Raw genomic sequence first — 17,782 nt, 5'->3', positions numbered from 1 at the left:
CATGAAAACATATGAAAGCCTGCTCAAAGAGGTTCAACAGGAAATACCAATCACTAACAGACCTTTCCTGCTTGTTGGAAATAAAATCGGTATGAAAGAGGAAGAAGTCATTGAGGTGCTTAACACTTTGAAGCGAGAGAAAGTTATCAGACAGATATCCCCCATATACGACACAAGAATGCTTGGATACGATTCTTCCCTTGTCGCCTTCAGAGTCCAAGCAGAGAAACTGGAGGACGTGGCAGCTCTCGTGAACTCCCATCCAGGTGTAAGCCATAACTACGAGAGGGAAGATGAATTCAACCTGTGGTTTACGCTGGCGGTCCCCCCAGATTCTCCTCTCGGACTTGAGGATACTGTAAAACTTATGGCGAAGATGGGTGGTGTGAAAGACTTTGTGATACTTAGGACCATCAGGATGTTTAAGATTGGAGTCAGGCTAACTTACGAAAATCTTGAAGAAAGAGAAGAGGTAGAAGAAAAGGAGTTCATTTACAAACCACTTGGAGATAGGGAGATTAGGTTAGTAAGAGTCACTCAGGAGGATATGCCACTTGTAAAAAGACCCTTTCTTGAATGGGCAGATAAACTTGATATGGAAGAAGAAGAGCTTATTGAACTTATGAGCTCCCTTAAAGAAAGAGGTATTCTCAGAAGGATAGGTGCCATACTTTTCCACAGAAAGGCTGGCTTTACCGCCAACGGAATGGCCGTGTGGAATGTGGAAAAAGAAAGGGTTGAGGAGGTGGGAAGGTTTATAGCAGGCTTCAGAGGTGTATCACACTGCTATGAACGCACTACCAACAGTGTCTGGAAGTATAATCTCTTTTCTATGGTGCACGGAAGGGACAGAGAAGAGGTAAAGGCTCTCATAAGGAAAATAGCATATGAAGCTTCCCTAAAAGATTACAGGGTTCTTTTCTCCACAAGAGAATTCAAGAAGAAAAGGGTAATATACTTTACCGAAGATTTTTACGCCTGGTACAGAGACTTTACAGGGGCAGTCTCTTCTTCTTGACCCAGTATAAGAGGGTGAGGGTAACAAGAAAAAGTGTGAGGGCAACGGAAAAAGGGTAGGCGAGTGGTCTGTTTACCCTCAGCATGGTATCAAGAAAAAAGAGAAAGAGAAGGTAAAAGCCATAAGCAACCAGTATAAAGGAAAAAGCTTGAAAGAGGTAGTTTTTTACCTTCTTAAGCATTCACGCCTCCAGCATCTTCTGCAGGGTAAGGCTCACGCACTCAGAAAGGGCCTTCAGGTTGTAGCCCCCCTCAAGGGCAAAGAGCACAGGCACAGAAAGCCTTTTCGCGTTATCAATAAGATGCTCTATAACCCTCCCAAAGCCTTCTGTGGAAAGATTCAGATAGGTGAGTGGGTCCTCCCTGTGGGCATCGTAACCTGCGGAAACAAGAAGGAACTGAGGTGAATACTCATAGAAGAGCTTTGGAAAGACTTCTCCGTATATTTTCTCAAACTCTGCATCTCCGGCACCTGCAGGAAGGGGTTCATTGTGGGTAAAGCCGTAGCCTTTACCAGCACCTTTTTCTTCCGAAGAGCCGGTGCCGGGGTAAAAGGGGTATTCGTGTGAAGAAAAGTAGAAGACCCTGTCATCCTCGTAGAAGCTTCTCTGAGTGCCGTTGCCATGATGGGCGTCAAAGTCCACTATGAAGATTCTCTGATAGCCCTTCTGGAGAAGGTAGTGGGCACCAACCGCTATGTTGTTGAAGAGACAGAAGCCCATAGCCTTTGCATGCTCTGCATGATGCCCTGGAGGCCTTACCGCACAGAAGACAGCCTCCACTTCATTCCTTATGAGCCTATCAATACCTTCAAGAACACCCCCAACCGCAAACAGGGCAACCTCGTAGGAGGCAGGCACTGCGTAAGTATCTGGGTCAAGATAACCCCCACCCGCAGAACAAAAGTCTGCCACCTCCTGCACATAGGCAGGGTCATGGTTGAGAGCTACTTCCTGGGCTGACGCTCTCCTCGGGTTTATATGAACCATCTCCTTTAAAACGCCTTTCCTTTCAAGCTCCTGGACAATGGCTATGAGCCTGTCCTTGCTTTCAGGGTGTCCTTTCCAATGATGCTCAAGGTAGACGCTGTCATAAACCAGCCCAGTTTTCATAGGGAAAATTATACTTCAGAAGTGCTATAATCCTTTTTCTATGGAAGGGTCAAGGCTTGAAAAGCTGAGCAGGCTGAGAGAAAAAAAACAGGCATATCCTTACAGGTTTGAGGTGAGCGCACAGATAGGTGATATAAGGAAAAGGTATGAGAAACACCCTGAGGGGAAAGAAATCACACTGAAGGGCGTGGTAAAAAGGTCCTCAAAGCTTGAAGAAGGTAATCTCATAAGGCTATCCAGCCTCTCAGGCGTTGAAATGCTTGCCATAACTCAGGAAGATTTGAAGGTTGGGCAGGAATACACGCTGAGAGGAAGGCTCGGCAGGTATGAGGGCAAACTTTGTCTTTATGATTCGTCTCCTTACGATGGTGATGCTCTGGAAATAGAATCCGTAAAAGCTGAATACGACCTTGACCCTGGCTTTGAAGAGGTGGCCATTGCCGGAAGGCTGATGACTCTCAGAAGCATGGGAAAGGCCATATTTGGTCACCTTCAAGATGCCACTGGAAGGATTCAGATATACCTGAAAAAGGATGTGGTGGGAGAAGAAGCCTTCAGAGACTTTGAAGAGCTTGTGGACACGGGGGACATACTTGGGGTGAGGGGAAAGCTCTTCAGGACAAACACGGGCGAGCTTACCGTTGAGGTGGAAACTTTCCAGATACTCTCAAAAAGCCTGCACCCCATGCCAGAAAAGTGGCACGGTATAAAGGATGTGGAGGTCCGATACAGGCAGAGATATCTTGACCTTCTGGCAAACGAAGATGCAAGAAACATATTCCTAATTAGAAGCAGGGTTGTTCAGGAGCTGAGAAACTTTTTAAACTCAGAAGGCTTTCTTGAAGTGGAAACCCCCGTGCTTCAGCATGTGGCCTCCGGTGCCAACGCAAAGCCCTTTATCACATACCACAACTACCTTGAACAGAACCTCTATCTCAGGATAGCCCCTGAGCTCTATCTTAAAAGGCTTGTGGTGGGAGGCTTCAACAGGGTCTACGAGCTTGGGAAAAACTTTCGCAACGAAGGCGTGGATACCACCCACAACCCAGAATTTACCATGCTGGAGTTCTACACAGCCTACTGGGACTACAGGGACCTCATGGACTTTACGGAAAAGCTTCTTTCCCATGTGCTTCTCTCCACCCTGGGCAACCTGAAAGTGCTTTACAGAGGCAGGGAGCTTGACTTTACACCACCTTACAGGAGGTATAGCTACTTTGAGCTTCTGAAGGAAAAAACAGGAAAGGACAAGGATTTCTTTCTGAGAGATATAGAAGGGCTGAGAAAACTGGCGAAGGAGATAGGAGTGCCGAAGGCAGAAAGCCTTACTCATGCAAAGCTCATTGACAAGGTCTTTGACCTGCTGGTGGAGGATGAGCTGTGGGGACCCTGCTTTGTGCTTGACTTTCCCAAAATACTTTCACCCCTTGCCAAAACACACAGAGAAGACCCTGACCTTGTGGAAAGGTTTGAGCTCTTCGTGGCAGGAAAGGAACTTGCCAACGCCTACACGGAGCTCAATGACCCCTTTGAGCAGAGGGAGAGATTTCTGGAGCAACTGAGAGAGAAGGAGATGGGGGACGAAGAAGCCATGCAGATGGATGAGGACTTTATAACCGCCCTTGAATATGGAATGCCGCCCACCGCAGGTGAAGGAATAGGCATAGACAGGCTTGTAATGATACTGACGGATGTGGACTCTATAAGGGAAGTAATTCTGTTTCCTGCACTCAGGAGGACCTGATGGATCTTGAGAAAAAGCCCATAAAAGAATTCAACGCAGAAGTGATAAGGGTAATCCAGGAAACACCCACCACAAAGACTCTGGTTTTTGACACAGGGCATGTGGACTTTGACTTTTACCCCGGTCAGTATGTGATGCTGAACGTGCCCTTTGAGGGGCAGCTTCTCAAAAGAGCCTACTCCATAGCAAGCCCTCCAACGCAGAAGGAAACACTTGAGCTTACCATAAAAAGGGTGCCCGATGGAAGAGCTTCCGCTTATCTGACGGAGAGCGTGAGGGAGGGAGATAAGTTTCTTATAAAGGGACCCTACGGAAAGTTTATCTGGGTTCCACAGATGGGGACAAGTGTAGTTCTCATAGGTGCGGGGAGCGGTATTGTTCCGCTCATGTGCATTCTCAGATACATAGTCTCAGCCGGACTTGAGCATGTGAAGGCAACGCTTCTGTATTCCAACACCCACTACGAGGAAATAATATACAGGGAAGAACTGGAGAGAATGGACAGGCGTTCCAACATTAAGGTGGTGCACACGCTCACAAGGTCACATCCACCGGACTGGAAGGGATACACAGGAAGGATAAACCCGGATATGCTATTGAAAGAAGTGGAAGACATACCCACTAACCTCTACTATCTTTGTGGACCTCCCAACTTTGTGGAAGACATAGCCAGCATGCTCCTCGAGCTGAGGGTGGACAGAGAAAAGATAAAGAAGGAAAAATACGACTAAGAAAGGCTCTCAAGAAGTTTTAGGTTTCTGTAAGCCCTTTCCACGCTTTTTGTGTCATAACTTCCCCTCAGGAAGTCCTCCAGCATGAGCCTGAGCTTGTCCCTCTTTTCCTCCGTCAGGAGCTCACCCCTCTGGTAGACTTTTTCCTCACCAAAATCAAGAATCAGCTCATCATCTATGTTCCATATCCTTCTTGGCTCTGGATGTTCCCACGCCACGCTGAGACTGAAAGGGACTCCCTCCAAATAGCCACTAAGCGTCCAGACACCTTCTTTTACATGGAGCCCTTCCAGATTTATATCTTCAGAAACCCTCTGAAGGAGGTAAAGGTCATGCCAGGCAAGGTCCCAGAGGGGTGAGATATACCCTCTTCCCCTTCCAAACCTTTCTATTCTGAGAAACCTCCTGGGCTTTCTCAAAAAGCTGACACATACGGAATAATTCTCCACCTCTGATATGTAAAGACAGGGATAATCTCCTATTTTTGTAAACTCCTCAGAGCTCAGGGCTGGAGGTTTTTCAAGGAGAACGGGTATACCCCTTTTCAAGAAGCTCTCCGCTATTTTTGCGTGTTCTTCGGGACTGACCGCCACTATTACCGACTTGAGCTCTTCCTGAACATCACCAAAATGACAATAGAAGGGGTAGGGCTTTTTCTCCTTTGTGGGGTCTATATCACACAGCACAAGCTTTTCACCAAGCTGTTCCAGCTTCCAGAAATACTTGTTTCCCATGTTTCCAAGACCCACAAGCAGAACATGCATGGTATAGAATTTTAAAGGAATAGCCATAAGCTTATAAGGTTGAAATCCCATGAGTCCTTACTAAAATTATGCTTAAACTCAGGAGGTGGAGCTATGAGAAATATAGCCCTTATGGTAACATTGCTTGCAGGAATCTCCTTTTCCCAGCAGATAACCATGAAAAGACCTCCAAAGTCTCTGGACAGATACTATCCTCCCCAGTCTCAAAAAATGGAGTATCTTTCCAACATGCACACCATGAGCACAGCCTTTCATGGAATCACTCTCAACATCAACGAAGGCAAATGGGAAAGGGCTCTTGAATGGGCAAACCAGCTAAAAAGAACTTACGAAGAATCTGCAAGAATGGTACCTGAATGGAAAGACTACTTCAAGCCAGCACTGGCGGATAGCCTCATAAGGGCTGTTCAGTCAAAGAATGTGGATGCGGTAATAAGAGCATCAAGGGAGCTGGGACAGACCTGTAACAAGTGTCATCAGGAAAATCAGGCAGTTGTAAAGCTCTACTACCATTTTCCGAGGTATGATAACATAACCCTCGAAGACCCTGTGGAGCTTCAGAATTTAAAGACCAGAGATTACATGAAGAAGCTCTCAGATTCCATGAAGTCTCTCAGAATCTTTCTGGTTCAGGGTGAAGTTGCAAAAGCAAGAGAGCATGGAGATAACTTTGTTGAAAGGGCAAAGCAGCTAAACACCATGTGCACCAAGTGCCACACATCAAAGGCTTCCGTGGAATCCCTTGCAGGAAGGGAATATCTTGCCGCCCTTGACAACCTTCAAAAGGCACTGAACGCACCCCAGGTAAACAGAGATGTGGTCTTCAGACATCTTTCAGAAGTAGGTCAGTATTGCTACAGGTGCCACAATGTGCACCTTATACCTGTTCTGGTGCAGGATGCTCTAAAGTGAAGTGTCAAGAAAGAGCATGAGCAGAAGGCCCAGAAGGAAAGCGAGGGTTACCTGCGTGTGTTTGCCCTCTGCATAAGCTTCTGGAAAAACCTCCTTTGCGGTTATGTATACCATGGCACCGCCACCAAAGCCAAGGCCCATTGCCAGAAAACCTTTAAAAACCTCAAAGAAGGCATACCCTGCGAGGGCAAAGAGGGCTTCAAGAAGACCGCTGAGAAAGCCAGCCCACAGAGGCATGAGCATTTTACCAGTGATTACCATGAGAGGAAGACTGACTACGAAGCCCTCAGGCACATCTTGAAGGGCTATGGCTATAGCAGTTTCAATGCCTTTCTCTGGAGAGTAAGCAGAGGCTATGCCCACGCTCAGACCCTCCGGTATGTTGTGAATTATTACTGCAAGCACTATGAGGTAGAGCCTGCCCACTCTCTGAGGTGAAAAACCCTCCACACCCTTGAGAGTATGCTCGTGGGGAACAAGGTTTTCTAAAAGAGCCATAACAGCAAAGCCCATAACAATACCAAGGGCTACATCAAAAAAGCTACCCACCTCAAGCCCGGGCAGTATGAGGCTCGTAAAGCTAGCAACCAGCATGACCCCACCTGTAAAGGATAGGCTCACGCCAACGCTCAGAAAAGGCTTTCTGAAAACCACAGCGAGCAGACTTCCCAGAAAGGTGCCGGCAAGAAGAAGAGAAGATACAAAAAGTATGCTCATGCCTCGTCTTCTTCTGTGCTTTCGGTAAGTGCTTGGGTAAGGCTGTATGGGCAGGCTACAAAGGTATAGAAGAAAAAGCTTATAGCTTCAGAGGACTTCTCCATATCTCCAAGCCAGAGCTTTATCCTCACCCTTGCGTAATCCCACGCCCTGTCAAGCTCCTTCTCAAGCCTCTGCCTCATGCTGGGTACAAGCTAAAGCTCCTCTTTCATAAAGTCTTATTTTACAGGAGCTCAGAAAGTTTAAAAAGGGAGTAAACCTCAAGACCTTCCCTCTGCAGGTTTTCTCTGCCCCCTTCTTCTCTGTCCACCACCGCATACACGCAGAGCACCTCATAACCCTCCCTTCTGCACGCCTGAACTGCTTTGAGGGCAGAACCTCCGGTGGTTATCACATCCTCCAGCACCACTACCCTGTCTCCAGACTTTAAGAGCCCCTCCACTTGCCTGCCAGTGCCATGAGCTTTTGGTTCTTTTCGGACCACAAAGGGCTTTATGGGGTCTCCCTCAAGGTATGAAACCATGCTTACTGCATAGGCTATGGGGTCTGCACCGAGGGTAAGTCCGCCCACGCCATCGGGTTTTAATTCTCTCAAGCTCTCATAAAGCACCCTGCCCAGAAGATACACACCCTCCGGGTCAAAGGTAACCTGCTTGAGGTCTATGTAATATCTGCTGAGCCTTCCAGAGGATAGTTTAAAGACCGGCTGGTCTGAGACTCTCAAAGACCTTTCCCTTATGAGAGCCTTGAGCCTTTGTCTATCCATTGGCTTTTAGCTTTTCCTTGGCATACTCCATAAGACCACCGGCTTTGAGTATTGCCATCAGCGTCTCTGGAAACCTCGTAGCCTGATACTCCTTGCCAGTGGTGAGGTTTCTGACTATGCCCTTTTCCAGGTCCACTTCCACCTCATCACCCTCTCTTATCTCATCCACAGCATCAGGCGCCTCCACTATTGGCAGGCCTATGTTTATGGAATTGCGGAAGAATATCCTTGCAAAGGACTTGGCAATTACTACGGGAACACCTGCATACTTTATGGCTATGGGTGCATGCTCACGAGAGGAACCCGCACCGAAGTTCCTGCCCGCCACTATGATGTCACCCTCTGTGTGCTCCTTTGCAAACTCGGGATGCTCTGAGTCTTCCATCACATGCTGGGCAAGCTCGTAGGGGTCGGAGGTGTTGAGGTATCTGGCTGGTATTATCTGGTCTGTATCCACGTTGTCTCCAAACTTCCAGACCTTTCCTCTTATAAGCATGATGTTTATTATAACCTACCGGAAAGCTCTCTCATCTTCTGATTTAGTTTTTCATCAAAGGATAAAACCTCTATCCCATTATCAAGAGCATACAGAATAATTAGCCAGTCGTTGTAGTTGAGATCTGGGAAATCCAGAATGCTATCCACTACCCTCGGGTGATAGTTCTGTGACGGATTCTCTTTTATAAGCAGGGCATCCATATATTTCATAGCTTGGAGGGCTTTTTTGCAGTCATAACCTCTTTCTCTACATCTTCTCGCAATAACAGAATAAGCCTCTCCAAGCACCGGTATAAGAATTGAAAGTTCCTTATTTTCAGAAAGGGAAAGGAGGGCATCTTTTGCCCTCCCATGATGGGCATCTCTCTGGTCTATGAAAGCAACCAGCACATTTGCGTCAAGAAGAATAGAGTTTCTTCTCCTCCTCAACCGCATCGCCTCCAATGCTTAAACTTCCCGCCAGCATCCTCAGAACGTCTGATTTTCTCATAACAGGTATATCAAACTTTCTCAGTATGTCCACCGCATACTTGGTGGTAATGTCCTGCAGAGTGAGCCCTGTACCCTTTGAAGTGAGCACGTCCTCCACAAGTCTCTTGGCTGGAACCAGCCTACCTTCTACCAGGGCAAAATAATCTGTTCCCTTATAGATTTCATATTCCTTCTGAGCAGACCTTATTATGTCTTCGTAGCTTATTTCAACTGTCTTACCTCTTATTCTAAAAATTTCACTGACTTTCATATTATACCTTTTTCACCCTTATCCCAAGCTGTGCAGCAACCATACACGCATCTTGCGTAGTAAAACTGCTAACTTTATTCCCACTCCGTTTAAGAAGTTCAATAACGAACTTCCTAAGCGGTACACAACGATTTAAGTTTCCCAAATTAATCTCTGCAAAGTATTTCAATTTGCTGTGGCCTAGACTAGAATATGCACAAAGTGCAGCTATGGGTATTTTCTGCAAATCTACATATGCTGAATTGTTTCTAAAAGTGACTTTTTCCATTTTCACACCTCCTTAGTTTTTACTACTCTATAATGTAATAACTTCGGTTTACTTTGTCAAGACCTTTCACATATACGGGAGTTTGCCCTATCCTTTTACCACCACCCTTATGAGCCTGTCCCCCTCCAGATCCCACCTTCTCTTTGCCCTCTGGTCAAGCCTGCTCAGAGGCAGGTCTTTCTCTTCAATCCTGTCGTAAAAGACCTTGCCTTCCCCGCTCACAAGCATAAGCTCAACGGAGCCTATCAGCGGCACCACATCTGAAAGCCTTTCCCTTGAGGAGCCAAGGATTTCCACACCCTTGGTGTATCTGCCCCTTTGTGGGATTTCCTGCAGAGATACCTTCTTGATACTTCCATCCTCCGTTATTACCAGCAGGTTTTCTGCTTCTCGCAGAGCCCTTATGCCCACCACCCTGTCTCCCTCCTCAAGCCTTATTCCCTGAACTCCCTTTGAACCAGTGGTTGCAGGCGGAACTTCGCCCACAGGAAATCTCAGAAGCCTTCCCCTGTATGTGAACAGCAAAAGGTCCCCCTCTTCAGGAGCCTGAACCACCTTCACAACCCTATCTTCTTCAGAGAACTTTATTATCTGCATTCCCTGAGACTTGTATTCAAAGTCAACAAGAGGTATCTTTTTCACATAGCCCTTTTCTGTAGCAAGAAGTATTCTTCCCTCCATACCAGAACGCACAAAGGCGCCCACTATCTTCTCTTCCGCTTCTTTCAGAGACAGGATACTTCCTCTGAGAGCCTGAGAGCCTGCTATCCAGTAAACTCTCCCCCTGTCGGAGACCATAAAGAGCCCGTCGGTGAAAGGCACATCCAGAATGTTTACCACCTCTTCGCCTTCTTCCATCTCTTCAAGAGGCACGACTCTTCCTCTGGCATATACCACCACTGTGAGACTGCCCTCTTCTGGAGTCTGAAGTCCCTCAACCAGAGTTCTTCTTGGAGTGCTGTAAGATTTTGAAATTTCCTGCATCTCTTCTATAAAGACCCTTATCCTTTCTTCTTCCTTCTCCACCAGCCTTGTGTAATACTCTATTTTCTGTCTGAGTTCCTTCTCCTCCTCTTCCAGCCTGCTTCTTTCAAGGGATGTGAGCCTCTGAAGCCTCATGTCAAGGACTGCGTTTGCCTGAGCCTGAGATAGTCCGTAATTTTTCATGAGCCTTTCTCTTGCTTCCTGAGTATCTGTGGAGCTCCTTATGTCCTGTATAACATTGTCAAGGTTTTTGAGGGCTATGAGGAGACCTTCCACTATGTGGAGTCTTTCCTTTGCCTTCTGAAGGTAAAAATTGGACCTTCTTAATATAACTTCCAGTCTGTGCCCTATAAACTCCTGAAGGAGAGCCTTTATACCAAGGAGCTTTGGCTCCCCCCTCACCAGCACCACAAAGTTCAGAGGGAAGTTTTTTCTGAGGGCTGTATGCCTGTATAGCTTTTCAAGAACCTTCTCACCCTTTGCCTCACGCTTGAGTTCCACCACTATTCTTATGCCCTCTTTGTCAGACTCATCCCTTATATCGGATATTTCCTTTAACCTTCCCTCTCTTGCAAGGTCCGCCATGCGTTTTATGAGCTCTGCCTTGTTTACCTGATAGGGTAGCTCACTTATTACAATTTGCTCCTTTCCCCCCTGAAGCCTTTCCACATGAGCTTTTGCCCTTATACGCACCTGTCCCCTGCCCTTTTCGTAAAAATCCACCAGCTCTGAGTAGTTTTCCACTATTCCGCCAGTGGGAAAGTCAGGACCCTTTATGTATTTCATGATTTCCTGGGTGGTTAGCTCAGGGTTCTTTGCAAGCTCTATAAGAGCCTGACATACTTCTCTGAGGTTGTGAGAGGGTATGGAAGTGGCAAGACCAACCGCAATTCCGCTTGTGCCGTTGCACAGAAGGTTTGGAAATTTTGAGGGCAGCACCGAGGGCTCAAAGGTTGAGCCGTCAAAGTTGGGGACAAAATCCACCGTGTTTTTGTCTATGTCTTCGAGGAGCTTTACCGCATAACGGGAAAGCTTTGCCTCCGTGTATCTCATGGCTGCAGGCGGGTCCCCGTCCACAGAGCCAAAGTTTCCCTGTCCAGTTATGAGGGGATAGTTCATGTTGAAGTCCTGAGCCATACGCACAAGGGCTTCATAGACTGCCTGGTCTCCATGCGGATGGTAGTATCCAAGCACCGCACCCACAATTCTGGCACTCTTGACAAAGGGCTTTTCAGGATAAAGCCCCATGTCGTGCATGGCGTAGAGTATCCTTCTCTGGACGGGCTTGAGACCGTCCCTCACATCCGGGATAGCCCTGCCCACAATAACGGACATGGCATAGTCTATGTAGGATTGCTTGACCTCTTCCTCTATGGGGACAGTTATGACTTCCATGAAGTTGAAAATATTATACCACCTTGACCTTCTTTTTCTCAAGACCCATAATAAAAGCATGCTGGAGGAATGGAGAAGAAAACTGCGTGAAGCTTCTCAGGGCAGAGCTGTCCTCGTGGAGGGCAAAAGGGACAGATGGGCTCTTCAGAGGTTTGGAATTAAAAATGTATTCACCCTTGAGGGCAAAAGACTGTCAGACCTTCCAGACCTTCTAGAAGACTTTAGAGAAGTTGTGCTCCTCTTTGACCTTGACAAACATGGAGAGAGGATAAACACAAAGGTTAAGGAAATTCTGGAAAAACAGGGCTATATTTTAATAGAGGATTTCCGTGAGGAACTTAGGAACAAGGGAATAATTTACGTGGAGGACTTACATGGAGAAGTCGGCGGTCCTGACTGCTCTACTGGTGCAGGACAGGCTTATAAGGCTTAACATGCAGATGCTGGAAGGGGTTCTTAGAGAAATAAGGGCAGATGTGGAAGAATTGAATCTACTTGCCGAAGCCTGCCTTTCTGAAGATGAATACAGAAGATACAGGGATATAGTTCTCAAGGTGGAAGCAGACCTGTTGACCAAGACTTCTGAGATCGTGGACCACATATACGACATATACGAGGTTTTTAACTTTGACATAACCTTCTTATCCACGCTGCCGGAAGAGCTGGGAAGAGAGATAGAAAGGCTGGATGCGGTGAACTCAATAAATTCAAAGCTTGAGCTTATAATCACCATAATGGATGAAATACTCCTTGTTGCAGAGGAAAGCCCGAAGATGTTTGCCATACTGACTCCCTTCAGGGTTTACAGGGAGGTAATAAAGCAGGGCATTGAGTTTAACAGAAGGCTAAACGAGCTCAGCCTTCAGAAGACAGGATAAGCTCAAGAACCTTTTTTGCCGCGAGCTGTTGCGCGGACTTCTTGCTCTTCCCCTTTGCCGTCGCTCTGAATTCCCTTATGCTGCACTCCACCTCAAAGACTCTGCTGTGATGGGGACCCTCCGTGCTTACAACACGGTATACAGGTCTCTCTTTCCAGCGTCTCTGGGTCTCTTCCTGAAGGAGTGTTTTATAATCCCTCTTGTAGTCTCTGCTTCTGACAGCAGATACTATCTTTTCCCTGTAGAGGTTGTTAAAGAGAGATTTAACGAAATCTGCAGACCTGCCACAGTCAAGATATACCGCAGCCCAGAGGGCCTCAAAGGTGTCTGCCATCAGCGACGAACTCAGATGGTTGTTCCTCCTCCTGCCTCCGTAGAGTATGTGCATGTCAAGGGAAAGCTCCTCCGCAAGCTCGTGCAGATAGTCTTCACTGACAAAGTAGGACTTCATCATGGCAAGTTCACCCTCAGAAGCCCCAGGAAATTCAGAAAGAAGAAGGTCAACAACGAAGAAGTTTATAAGAGAGTCTCCTAGAAATTCAAGGGTCTCATAGCTTTTGAGCCCATGCTCCCCGGCGTATGACTTGTGGGTGAGGGACTGAATTAGAAGCTCGGAGTTGTTAAAGGTATAGCCCAGCCTTTTCTGAAGGTCTTCAAGGTCTTTTAAAGAGGAGACAGGCATTGGTTCCACCAAAACCGAAGGAATTTGAAAGGGCATAATTTACCGAATAGCTTATTGACCTGTTGGGCACATAGTCAAGGTCGCATTCAGGGTCCGGGTTTTCAAGGTTTATGGTGGGCGGTATAATGCCGGTTTCTATGGTCTTTACTGTTGCTACCGCCTCCACAGCCCCTGCAGCACCAAGGAGATGACCTATCATGGATTTGTTGGAGCTTATCTTGAGCCTGTAGGCATGTTCTCCAAAGAGTCTCTTTATGGCAAGGGTTTCAGATTTGTCGTTAAGTGGTGTGGATGTGCCGTGGGCGTTTATGTAGTCTATCTCCTCAGGTCTTACTCCTGCATCCTCAAGGGCAAGCTTCATACACATGTAGGCACCCTCACCGTCCGCACAGGGCGCTGTTATGTGATAGGCATCGTCGGTGGCACCATAGCCCACAAGCTCTGCGTATATCCTTGCACCTCGTGCCTTTGCATGCTCGTATTCTTCCAGCACAAGAATTCCCGCACCCTCACCCATCACAAAGCCATCCCTGTCCCTGTCAAAGGGTCTTGAAGCTTTCTGGGGCTCATCGTTCCTCGTAGAAAGCGCCCTCATGGAAGCAAAACCAGCCACACCCAGAGGAGTTATGGCGCTTTCGCATCCACCGGCTATTGCCACATCAATGTCCCCCTTCTGTATGAGTCTCATGGCATCACCTATGGCATGGTTTCCCGTGGCACACGCGGATACCACGCAGTAGTTTGGTCCCTTAAAGCCAGACCTTATGGCCACAAGGCCGCTTGCCATGTTGGAGATGCCGTAGGGTATGAAGAAGGGAGAAACCCTCCTGGGACCCTTTTCCATAAGCACCTTTTGCTGTTCCTCTATGTCCCTGAGCCCACCTATGCCAGTGCCTATTATCACGCCCACTCTGTATGGGTCAACCTTGCTCTCTAAGATTCCGCTATCCTTTATGGCTTCTTCTGAAGCAGCAACTGCAAACTTTATAAAATCTGAGACCTTCTGAACATCCTTTCTGTCAAAGTATTTCTCAGGGTCAAAATCCTTAACCTCACCTGCTATATGAACGGAAAGCCCTATCTCAACAGGGTCAAACCTCTTTATTGTATCTATACCGCTTACGCCAGCCACAAGATTTTCCCAGAACTTCTCCACACCGGTCCCTATGGGGGTTACAGCCCCGAGACCTGTTATCACAACGCGGCGCATCAGCCCTTTACTCTCTCCTTGAGGTAGTCCATGACATCCCCTACAGTTCTTATCTTCTCTGCATCTTCATCAGGTATTTCAATGCCAAATTCTTCTTCAAAAGCCATCACAAGCTCCACCACATCCAGAGAATCTGCACCAAGGTCTTCCACAAACTTAGCTCCAGGATTTAGCTTGCTCACTTCAACACCAAGCTGGTCTGCTATTATTTCTTTTATCCTCTGCTCCAGGTCCATTTTTTACCTCCTGTATATTGTGTGTATGGATATTATACCACAAACCGGGCTATAATATTTAACATGGCAGGACACAGTCACTGGGCGCAGATTAAGCACAAGAAGGCAAAGATAGATGCACAGAGGGGCAAGATATTCACAAAAATAATCCGTGAGATAACCGTTGCAGTTAGAGAAGGAGGACCAAATCCTGAAACGAACCCCAGGCTAAGAACCGCCATAGAAAATGCCAGAAGGGTCAACATGCCCACAGATACTATAGAAAGGGCAATAAAGAAGGGAACTGGTGAACTTGGTGGTGAAAACTATGAAGAAGTGCTGTATGAGGGCTATGCCCCAGGCGGTGTGGCTCTTATGATACTCACCTTCACAGACAACAGGAACAGAACAACCTCCGAGGTAAGGCACGTGCTTTCAAAGCACGGGGGAAACCTTGGCTCTTCTGGATGTGTTTCTTTTCTTTTTGACAGGGTAGGAATCATTGAAGTGCCAAGGGAGGGCATGAGCGAGGAGGAGATTTATGAAAAGGCTATAGAGGCTGGTGCTGAAGATATTGAAGCGGGAGAGGTTGCCTATACCCTTTACACAAATCCTGAGGAGCTGTACTCAGTTAAAGAAGCCCTTGAGTCCATGGGGCTTCAGATAGAAAGGGCAGAGATAGCCTATAAGCCAAATACACTTGTTCAGGTTCAGGATTCAGAAACAGCAAAAAAGGTGCTTAAGCTGCTTGATGCTCTGGAAGACCTTGATGATGTTAAAGAGGTAATAGCCAACTTTGATATACCAAAGGAATTAATGCAGCAGGTCAGCCTCTAAAGAAGCCTGTCAAGCAGGACAACTACAAAAAACACAAGGCTTATGTAGCCGTTCACCGTGAAGAAAGCTTTGTTTATCTTTGAAAGGTCGTTAGGCTTTATAAGATAATGCTCGTAGTAGAGAAAGCCAGCCACTGCAAGAAGCCCAAGGAGGTATAAAACGCCCAAAAAATCAACTCTGAACATAAGCACCAGCAGGAAAAGAAAAGTGAGAGCGTGAAAAAACCTGGCAAACCAGATAGCTTTTTCAATTCCATATCTTACCGGTATGGACTTCAAGCCATAGCTTCTGTCAAAGTCATAATCCTGAAGAGCATACAGCACATCAAAGCCCGCAACCCAGAAGCCCATGGCAAGACCAAGGATTATGGCATTGAGGGATACACGCTCATTGAAGGAAACATCCACTGCCAGAGGCACCAGAAAATAGACCAATCCAAGCACAAGATGTGGATAGTATGTGACCCTTTTTGCATAGGGGTAGAACCAGAGGAGAAAGAGAACTACAGGTGATAGAAGAAAGGCATATAGGTTAATCATGAGTGTGGAAAAAACAAATAGCCCTGAGGACAGGAGCACGAGCCTTTTTATGCTCTCCTCTGAAACCTCACCCCTTGCGTGAACCCACCCCCTTGTGCGTGGATTGAGCCGGTCTGCTGGTAGGTCTATGAGCCTGTTGAGGGCCATTCCTGCAGTGCGGGCGCTTATAAAGGCAAGAAGAACCCAGAAAAGCCTCCACAGAGAAGGCATCTGCTGATAGAGCAGAACTATACTTGCGAGCGCAAAAGGAAGGGCAAAGATGGTGTGTTCAAACCTGGTGAGTTCAAGGTACTTTCTCATATATCAAATATCACCTCCGCCACCCACAGGTCTCCTTCCCTCTCCACCCTAAGGTCGTGGTAAGTTGCCGCCTTTATCACGAGCTTAGATTCGTGCCTGTCAGGGTCAAACCTCTCGCCCAGAAGCCTTACTCTGGCGTAGTCTTCTTTCAGCTCAAGAACTTCGCATTTTGACGCTACGAAGAGCTCCGCCTCGTGGAGGACAATCGCCGAGTTTATTATGTCCGGAAGAAGAAAGGGCAGCTCTGAAGAGGCCTCAACTATCTTCTCTTCCTCCGGTCGAACTGCCTCTATGGGCGTCATCTCGTTGAAGGTAGCGAGTATGCTCTTGCACAGAAGCTCTTCGAGGCTATGGGCTCTTACCCTTATGCCTGCATCCGCCGTTATGCGGTCTATGGTCTCATAAAAGCTCATAGCCCCAGAACATCAGACATGGAATACCAGCCTGGAGGCTTGCCCTTTATCCATCTTCCTGCCTCAATGGCACCCCTTGCGAATATGTCCCTTGATGTCGCTCTGTGAGTGAGCTCAATCCTTTCACCATAGCCCAGGAAGTAGACAGTATGTTCACCCACTACATCTCCACCCCTCAGAGCCATAACCCCAACTTCTCCAGCCTCCCTTGGTGTTATTCCATCTCTTCCGTGCACCTTCCTGCTCAGGTTCATCGCCTGAGCAAGTATCTCTTCAAGCTTGAGGGCAGTCCCGCTGGGCGCATCCTTTTTGTAGCGATGATGAATTTCAAGCACCTCCACATCAAAGCCCCTGTTTTTAAGAACAGTGCCGGCTAACTCCACAAGTCTGAAAAGCAGGTTTACACCAAGGCTCATGTTGGGAGAGAGTAGTATGGGGCCACGCTCTGAATAGGGTTTGAGTTCTTCAAGCTCCTGCTCCTTAAAGCCCGTTGTCCCGATAACCACCCCCTTTCCTGCAAGGGCTGAGAGCTTTGCATGGGATATGGCCGCTGTAGTGTTCCCCGAAAATTCTATAACCACATCACACAGGGCAAGCACATCTTCAAGCCTTGAAGTAAGAGGAAGACCTTTCAGTTCTTCTATTCCGGATGCTTCACCCAGGTCCTGTGACCTCACGCAGTCTGGATGTTCCACCCCCGCAACCACCTGAAAGTCCGTATATTCAAGGGACAACTTTAGAATACTCTTTCCCATCCTGCCGAGGGCACCACAGATAACGGCCCTTGTCATTCTTCCTCCTCTTCACCAAATATCATATCTTCAAGCTCCTCAACTGCATCCTCTGCCTGGTCTGGAGGAACTACAGAAGGGTAGAGGGCAACCTGAATGCCTTCGGTGAAGAGAAATCTGCTTATGATTTCCTGTAGCTTTTCCAGTTCTTCGGGACTCAGGTCTCCCCTTATGCTCTCCTCCACGGGCTTGCTGGTGAAGAAGAAGCCTACAAGACTGAAGGGGACTGCGTAAAGTTGTTCTTCCATGACACGCTCCTTTGAGTTT

At 47.3% G+C, this 17,782-nt stretch carries 25 protein-coding genes; 7 read left to right on the top strand and 18 right to left on the bottom strand.

Annotated features, from left to right (window positions below; translation table 11 throughout):
• Window position 1: 1 nt before the first annotated feature.
• The gene (ahbA, locus tag ACKRDP_RS00915; protein ID WP_409152875.1) at window positions 2-1,018 is read left to right on the top strand and encodes a siroheme decarboxylase subunit alpha; all 1,017 of its coding nucleotides are present in this window, start codon (window positions 2-4) and stop codon (window positions 1,016-1,018) included.
• Here the strand turns inward: ahbA and ACKRDP_RS00910 are convergent.
• Window positions 993-1,199 carry a hypothetical protein gene (locus ACKRDP_RS00910; protein WP_409152874.1) on the bottom strand — a complete coding sequence of 69 codons (207 nt, stop codon included), beginning with the start codon at window positions 1,197-1,199 and terminating at the stop codon, window positions 993-995. The genes ahbA and ACKRDP_RS00910 overlap by 26 nt on opposite strands.
• Window positions 1,200-2,129 carry a histone deacetylase family protein gene (locus ACKRDP_RS00905; RefSeq protein WP_409152873.1) on the bottom strand — a complete coding sequence of 310 codons (930 nt, stop codon included), beginning with the start codon at window positions 2,127-2,129 and terminating at the stop codon, window positions 1,200-1,202. It abuts the gene before it with no gap.
• Window positions 2,130-2,169: 40 nt separating this feature from the next.
• Between ACKRDP_RS00905 and lysS the strand changes: the two genes are divergently transcribed.
• Together lysS and ACKRDP_RS00895 are read left to right on the top strand one after the other, a co-directional pair.
• A complete protein-coding gene (gene lysS, locus ACKRDP_RS00900; RefSeq protein ID WP_409152872.1) occupies window positions 2,170-3,873 on the top strand; it encodes a lysine--tRNA ligase in 1,704 nt (567 codons plus the stop codon).
• Window positions 3,873-4,604, top strand: a complete 732-nt coding sequence (locus tag ACKRDP_RS00895) for a ferredoxin reductase (RefSeq protein WP_409152871.1) — start codon at window positions 3,873-3,875, stop codon at window positions 4,602-4,604. Before lysS ends, ACKRDP_RS00895 begins: the two co-directional genes overlap by 1 nt.
• Here the strand turns inward: ACKRDP_RS00895 and ACKRDP_RS00890 are convergent.
• Window positions 4,601-5,368, bottom strand: coding sequence for a Gfo/Idh/MocA family oxidoreductase (locus ACKRDP_RS00890; protein WP_409152870.1), 768 nt, complete (start codon window positions 5,366-5,368; stop codon window positions 4,601-4,603). The two genes, ACKRDP_RS00895 and ACKRDP_RS00890, sit on opposite strands and share 4 nt — an antisense overlap.
• 93 nt (window positions 5,369-5,461) lie before the next feature.
• Here ACKRDP_RS00890 and ACKRDP_RS00885 point away from each other — a divergent pair, with 93 nt between their 5' ends.
• The gene (locus ACKRDP_RS00885; RefSeq protein ID WP_409152869.1) at window positions 5,462-6,280 is read left to right on the top strand and encodes a hypothetical protein; all 819 of its coding nucleotides are present in this window, start codon (window positions 5,462-5,464) and stop codon (window positions 6,278-6,280) included.
• Here ACKRDP_RS00885 and ACKRDP_RS00880 read toward each other — a convergent pair.
• The 8 genes from ACKRDP_RS00880 to ACKRDP_RS00845 all read right to left on the bottom strand — a co-directional run bounded on the left by ACKRDP_RS00880 (window position 6,272) and on the right by ACKRDP_RS00845 (window position 11,650).
• Window positions 6,272-6,997 carry a ZIP family metal transporter gene (locus ACKRDP_RS00880; RefSeq protein WP_409152868.1) on the bottom strand — a complete coding sequence of 242 codons (726 nt, stop codon included), beginning with the start codon at window positions 6,995-6,997 and terminating at the stop codon, window positions 6,272-6,274. The genes ACKRDP_RS00885 and ACKRDP_RS00880 overlap by 9 nt on opposite strands.
• Complete coding sequence (locus ACKRDP_RS00875; RefSeq protein WP_409152867.1) at window positions 6,994-7,179, bottom strand: hypothetical protein; 186 nt, start codon at window positions 7,177-7,179, stop codon at window positions 6,994-6,996. Before ACKRDP_RS00875 ends, ACKRDP_RS00880 begins: the two co-directional genes overlap by 4 nt.
• Window positions 7,180-7,220: 41 nt before the next feature.
• On the bottom strand, window positions 7,221-7,763 hold the full coding sequence (gene pyrE, locus ACKRDP_RS00870) for an orotate phosphoribosyltransferase (protein WP_409152866.1): 543 nt from the start codon (window positions 7,761-7,763) through the stop codon (window positions 7,221-7,223).
• A complete protein-coding gene (gene leuD / locus ACKRDP_RS00865; protein WP_409152865.1) occupies window positions 7,756-8,259 on the bottom strand; it encodes a 3-isopropylmalate dehydratase small subunit in 504 nt (167 codons plus the stop codon). Before leuD ends, pyrE begins: the two co-directional genes overlap by 8 nt.
• Before the next feature lie 8 nt (window positions 8,260-8,267).
• Entirely contained in the window at window positions 8,268-8,690 is a 423-nt protein-coding gene (locus tag ACKRDP_RS00860) for a PIN domain-containing protein (protein ID WP_409152864.1), read from the bottom strand.
• Complete coding sequence (locus tag ACKRDP_RS00855; RefSeq protein ID WP_409152863.1) at window positions 8,659-9,003, bottom strand: hypothetical protein; 345 nt, start codon at window positions 9,001-9,003, stop codon at window positions 8,659-8,661. Before ACKRDP_RS00855 ends, ACKRDP_RS00860 begins: the two co-directional genes overlap by 32 nt.
• A 1-nt stretch (window position 9,004) precedes the next feature.
• Entirely contained in the window at window positions 9,005-9,271 is a 267-nt protein-coding gene (locus tag ACKRDP_RS00850; RefSeq protein ID WP_409152862.1) for a hypothetical protein, read from the bottom strand.
• 87 nt (window positions 9,272-9,358) lie between these two features.
• On the bottom strand, window positions 9,359-11,650 hold the full coding sequence (locus ACKRDP_RS00845; RefSeq protein ID WP_409152861.1) for a DNA gyrase/topoisomerase IV subunit A: 2,292 nt from the start codon (window positions 11,648-11,650) through the stop codon (window positions 9,359-9,361).
• Here ACKRDP_RS00845 and ACKRDP_RS00840 point away from each other — a divergent pair.
• On the top strand, window positions 11,649-12,083 hold the full coding sequence (locus tag ACKRDP_RS00840) for a toprim domain-containing protein (RefSeq protein ID WP_409152860.1): 435 nt from the start codon (window positions 11,649-11,651) through the stop codon (window positions 12,081-12,083). The genes ACKRDP_RS00845 and ACKRDP_RS00840 overlap by 2 nt on opposite strands.
• On the top strand, window positions 12,025-12,528 hold the full coding sequence (locus tag ACKRDP_RS00835; protein WP_409152859.1) for a hypothetical protein: 504 nt from the start codon (window positions 12,025-12,027) through the stop codon (window positions 12,526-12,528). The genes ACKRDP_RS00840 and ACKRDP_RS00835 overlap by 59 nt, the downstream gene beginning before the upstream one ends.
• Here ACKRDP_RS00835 and rnc read toward each other — a convergent pair.
• The 3 genes from rnc to acpP are packed head-to-tail and all read right to left on the bottom strand — an operon-like array spanning window position 12,506 to window position 14,656.
• Window positions 12,506-13,210: a ribonuclease III gene (rnc, locus tag ACKRDP_RS00830; RefSeq protein ID WP_409152858.1), complete on the bottom strand. Its 705-nt coding sequence runs from the start codon at window positions 13,208-13,210 to the stop codon at window positions 12,506-12,508. The two genes, ACKRDP_RS00835 and rnc, sit on opposite strands and share 23 nt — an antisense overlap.
• Window positions 13,182-14,420: a beta-ketoacyl-ACP synthase II gene (fabF, locus tag ACKRDP_RS00825; protein WP_409152857.1), complete on the bottom strand. Its 1,239-nt coding sequence runs from the start codon at window positions 14,418-14,420 to the stop codon at window positions 13,182-13,184. Before fabF ends, rnc begins: the two co-directional genes overlap by 29 nt.
• A complete protein-coding gene (acpP, locus tag ACKRDP_RS00820; protein WP_409152856.1) occupies window positions 14,420-14,656 on the bottom strand; it encodes an acyl carrier protein in 237 nt (78 codons plus the stop codon). The genes fabF and acpP overlap by 1 nt, the downstream gene beginning before the upstream one ends.
• A gap of 63 nt (window positions 14,657-14,719) precedes the next feature.
• On the opposite strand from acpP, the gene ACKRDP_RS00815 reads away from it, so the two are divergent.
• On the top strand, window positions 14,720-15,472 hold the full coding sequence (locus ACKRDP_RS00815) for a YebC/PmpR family DNA-binding transcriptional regulator (protein ID WP_409152855.1): 753 nt from the start codon (window positions 14,720-14,722) through the stop codon (window positions 15,470-15,472).
• Here the strand turns inward: ACKRDP_RS00815 and ACKRDP_RS00810 are convergent.
• The 4 genes from ACKRDP_RS00810 to ACKRDP_RS00795 are packed head-to-tail and all read right to left on the bottom strand — an operon-like array spanning window position 15,469 to window position 17,763.
• Window positions 15,469-16,311: a UbiA-like polyprenyltransferase gene (locus tag ACKRDP_RS00810; RefSeq protein ID WP_409152854.1), complete on the bottom strand. Its 843-nt coding sequence runs from the start codon at window positions 16,309-16,311 to the stop codon at window positions 15,469-15,471. The two genes, ACKRDP_RS00815 and ACKRDP_RS00810, sit on opposite strands and share 4 nt — an antisense overlap.
• A complete protein-coding gene (locus ACKRDP_RS00805) occupies window positions 16,308-16,724 on the bottom strand; it encodes an archease (RefSeq protein ID WP_409152853.1) in 417 nt (138 codons plus the stop codon). Before ACKRDP_RS00805 ends, ACKRDP_RS00810 begins: the two co-directional genes overlap by 4 nt.
• On the bottom strand, window positions 16,721-17,515 hold the full coding sequence (gene dapB / locus ACKRDP_RS00800; protein ID WP_409152852.1) for a 4-hydroxy-tetrahydrodipicolinate reductase: 795 nt from the start codon (window positions 17,513-17,515) through the stop codon (window positions 16,721-16,723). The genes ACKRDP_RS00805 and dapB overlap by 4 nt, the downstream gene beginning before the upstream one ends.
• Window positions 17,512-17,763: a hypothetical protein gene (locus tag ACKRDP_RS00795; RefSeq protein WP_409152851.1), complete on the bottom strand. Its 252-nt coding sequence runs from the start codon at window positions 17,761-17,763 to the stop codon at window positions 17,512-17,514. Before ACKRDP_RS00795 ends, dapB begins: the two co-directional genes overlap by 4 nt.
• Between the last annotated feature and the right edge of the window lie 19 nt (window positions 17,764-17,782).

This window comes from Pampinifervens navoyensis (genome assembly GCF_046159715.1).
Classification (GTDB): Bacteria; Aquificota; Aquificia; order Aquificales; family Aquificaceae; genus Pampinifervens.
The sequence above is the reverse complement of the archived record's forward strand: the minus strand, read 5'-3'. Positions and strand labels throughout refer to the sequence as shown.

Excerpts from the sequence above, each read along its gene's own strand:
- ahbA (WP_409152875.1), top strand. The coding sequence starts at position 2 with ATGAAAACATATGAAAGCCTGCTCAAAGAGGTTCAACAGGAAATACCA.
- ACKRDP_RS00910 (WP_409152874.1), bottom strand. The coding sequence starts at position 1,199 with ATGCTTAAGAAGGTAAAAAACTACCTCTTTCAAGCTTTTTCCTTTATA.
- ACKRDP_RS00905 (WP_409152873.1), bottom strand. The coding sequence starts at position 2,129 with ATGAAAACTGGGCTGGTTTATGACAGCGTCTACCTTGAGCATCATTGG.
- lysS (WP_409152872.1), top strand. The coding sequence starts at position 2,170 with ATGGAAGGGTCAAGGCTTGAAAAGCTGAGCAGGCTGAGAGAAAAAAAA.
- ACKRDP_RS00895 (WP_409152871.1), top strand. The coding sequence starts at position 3,873 with ATGGATCTTGAGAAAAAGCCCATAAAAGAATTCAACGCAGAAGTGATA.
- ACKRDP_RS00890 (WP_409152870.1), bottom strand. The coding sequence starts at position 5,368 with ATGCATGTTCTGCTTGTGGGTCTTGGAAACATGGGAAACAAGTATTTC.
- ACKRDP_RS00885 (WP_409152869.1), top strand. The coding sequence starts at position 5,462 with ATGAGAAATATAGCCCTTATGGTAACATTGCTTGCAGGAATCTCCTTT.
- ACKRDP_RS00880 (WP_409152868.1), bottom strand. The coding sequence starts at position 6,997 with ATGAGCATACTTTTTGTATCTTCTCTTCTTCTTGCCGGCACCTTTCTG.
- ACKRDP_RS00875 (WP_409152867.1), bottom strand. The coding sequence starts at position 7,179 with ATGAGGCAGAGGCTTGAGAAGGAGCTTGACAGGGCGTGGGATTACGCA.
- pyrE (WP_409152866.1), bottom strand. The coding sequence starts at position 7,763 with ATGGATAGACAAAGGCTCAAGGCTCTCATAAGGGAAAGGTCTTTGAGA.
- leuD (WP_409152865.1), bottom strand. The coding sequence starts at position 8,259 with ATGCTTATAAGAGGAAAGGTCTGGAAGTTTGGAGACAACGTGGATACA.
- ACKRDP_RS00855 (WP_409152863.1), bottom strand. The coding sequence starts at position 9,003 with ATGAAAGTCAGTGAAATTTTTAGAATAAGAGGTAAGACAGTTGAAATA.
- ACKRDP_RS00850 (WP_409152862.1), bottom strand. The coding sequence starts at position 9,271 with ATGGAAAAAGTCACTTTTAGAAACAATTCAGCATATGTAGATTTGCAG.
- ACKRDP_RS00840 (WP_409152860.1), top strand. The coding sequence starts at position 11,649 with ATGAAGTTGAAAATATTATACCACCTTGACCTTCTTTTTCTCAAGACC.
- ACKRDP_RS00845 (WP_409152861.1), bottom strand. The coding sequence starts at position 11,650 with ATGGAAGTCATAACTGTCCCCATAGAGGAAGAGGTCAAGCAATCCTAC.
- ACKRDP_RS00835 (WP_409152859.1), top strand. The coding sequence starts at position 12,025 with ATGGAGAAGTCGGCGGTCCTGACTGCTCTACTGGTGCAGGACAGGCTT.
- rnc (WP_409152858.1), bottom strand. The coding sequence starts at position 13,210 with ATGCCTGTCTCCTCTTTAAAAGACCTTGAAGACCTTCAGAAAAGGCTG.
- fabF (WP_409152857.1), bottom strand. The coding sequence starts at position 14,420 with ATGCGCCGCGTTGTGATAACAGGTCTCGGGGCTGTAACCCCCATAGGG.
- acpP (WP_409152856.1), bottom strand. The coding sequence starts at position 14,656 with ATGGACCTGGAGCAGAGGATAAAAGAAATAATAGCAGACCAGCTTGGT.
- ACKRDP_RS00815 (WP_409152855.1), top strand. The coding sequence starts at position 14,720 with ATGGCAGGACACAGTCACTGGGCGCAGATTAAGCACAAGAAGGCAAAG.
- ACKRDP_RS00810 (WP_409152854.1), bottom strand. The coding sequence starts at position 16,311 with ATGAGAAAGTACCTTGAACTCACCAGGTTTGAACACACCATCTTTGCC.
- ACKRDP_RS00805 (WP_409152853.1), bottom strand. The coding sequence starts at position 16,724 with ATGAGCTTTTATGAGACCATAGACCGCATAACGGCGGATGCAGGCATA.
- dapB (WP_409152852.1), bottom strand. The coding sequence starts at position 17,515 with ATGACAAGGGCCGTTATCTGTGGTGCCCTCGGCAGGATGGGAAAGAGT.
- ACKRDP_RS00795 (WP_409152851.1), bottom strand. The coding sequence starts at position 17,763 with ATGGAAGAACAACTTTACGCAGTCCCCTTCAGTCTTGTAGGCTTCTTC.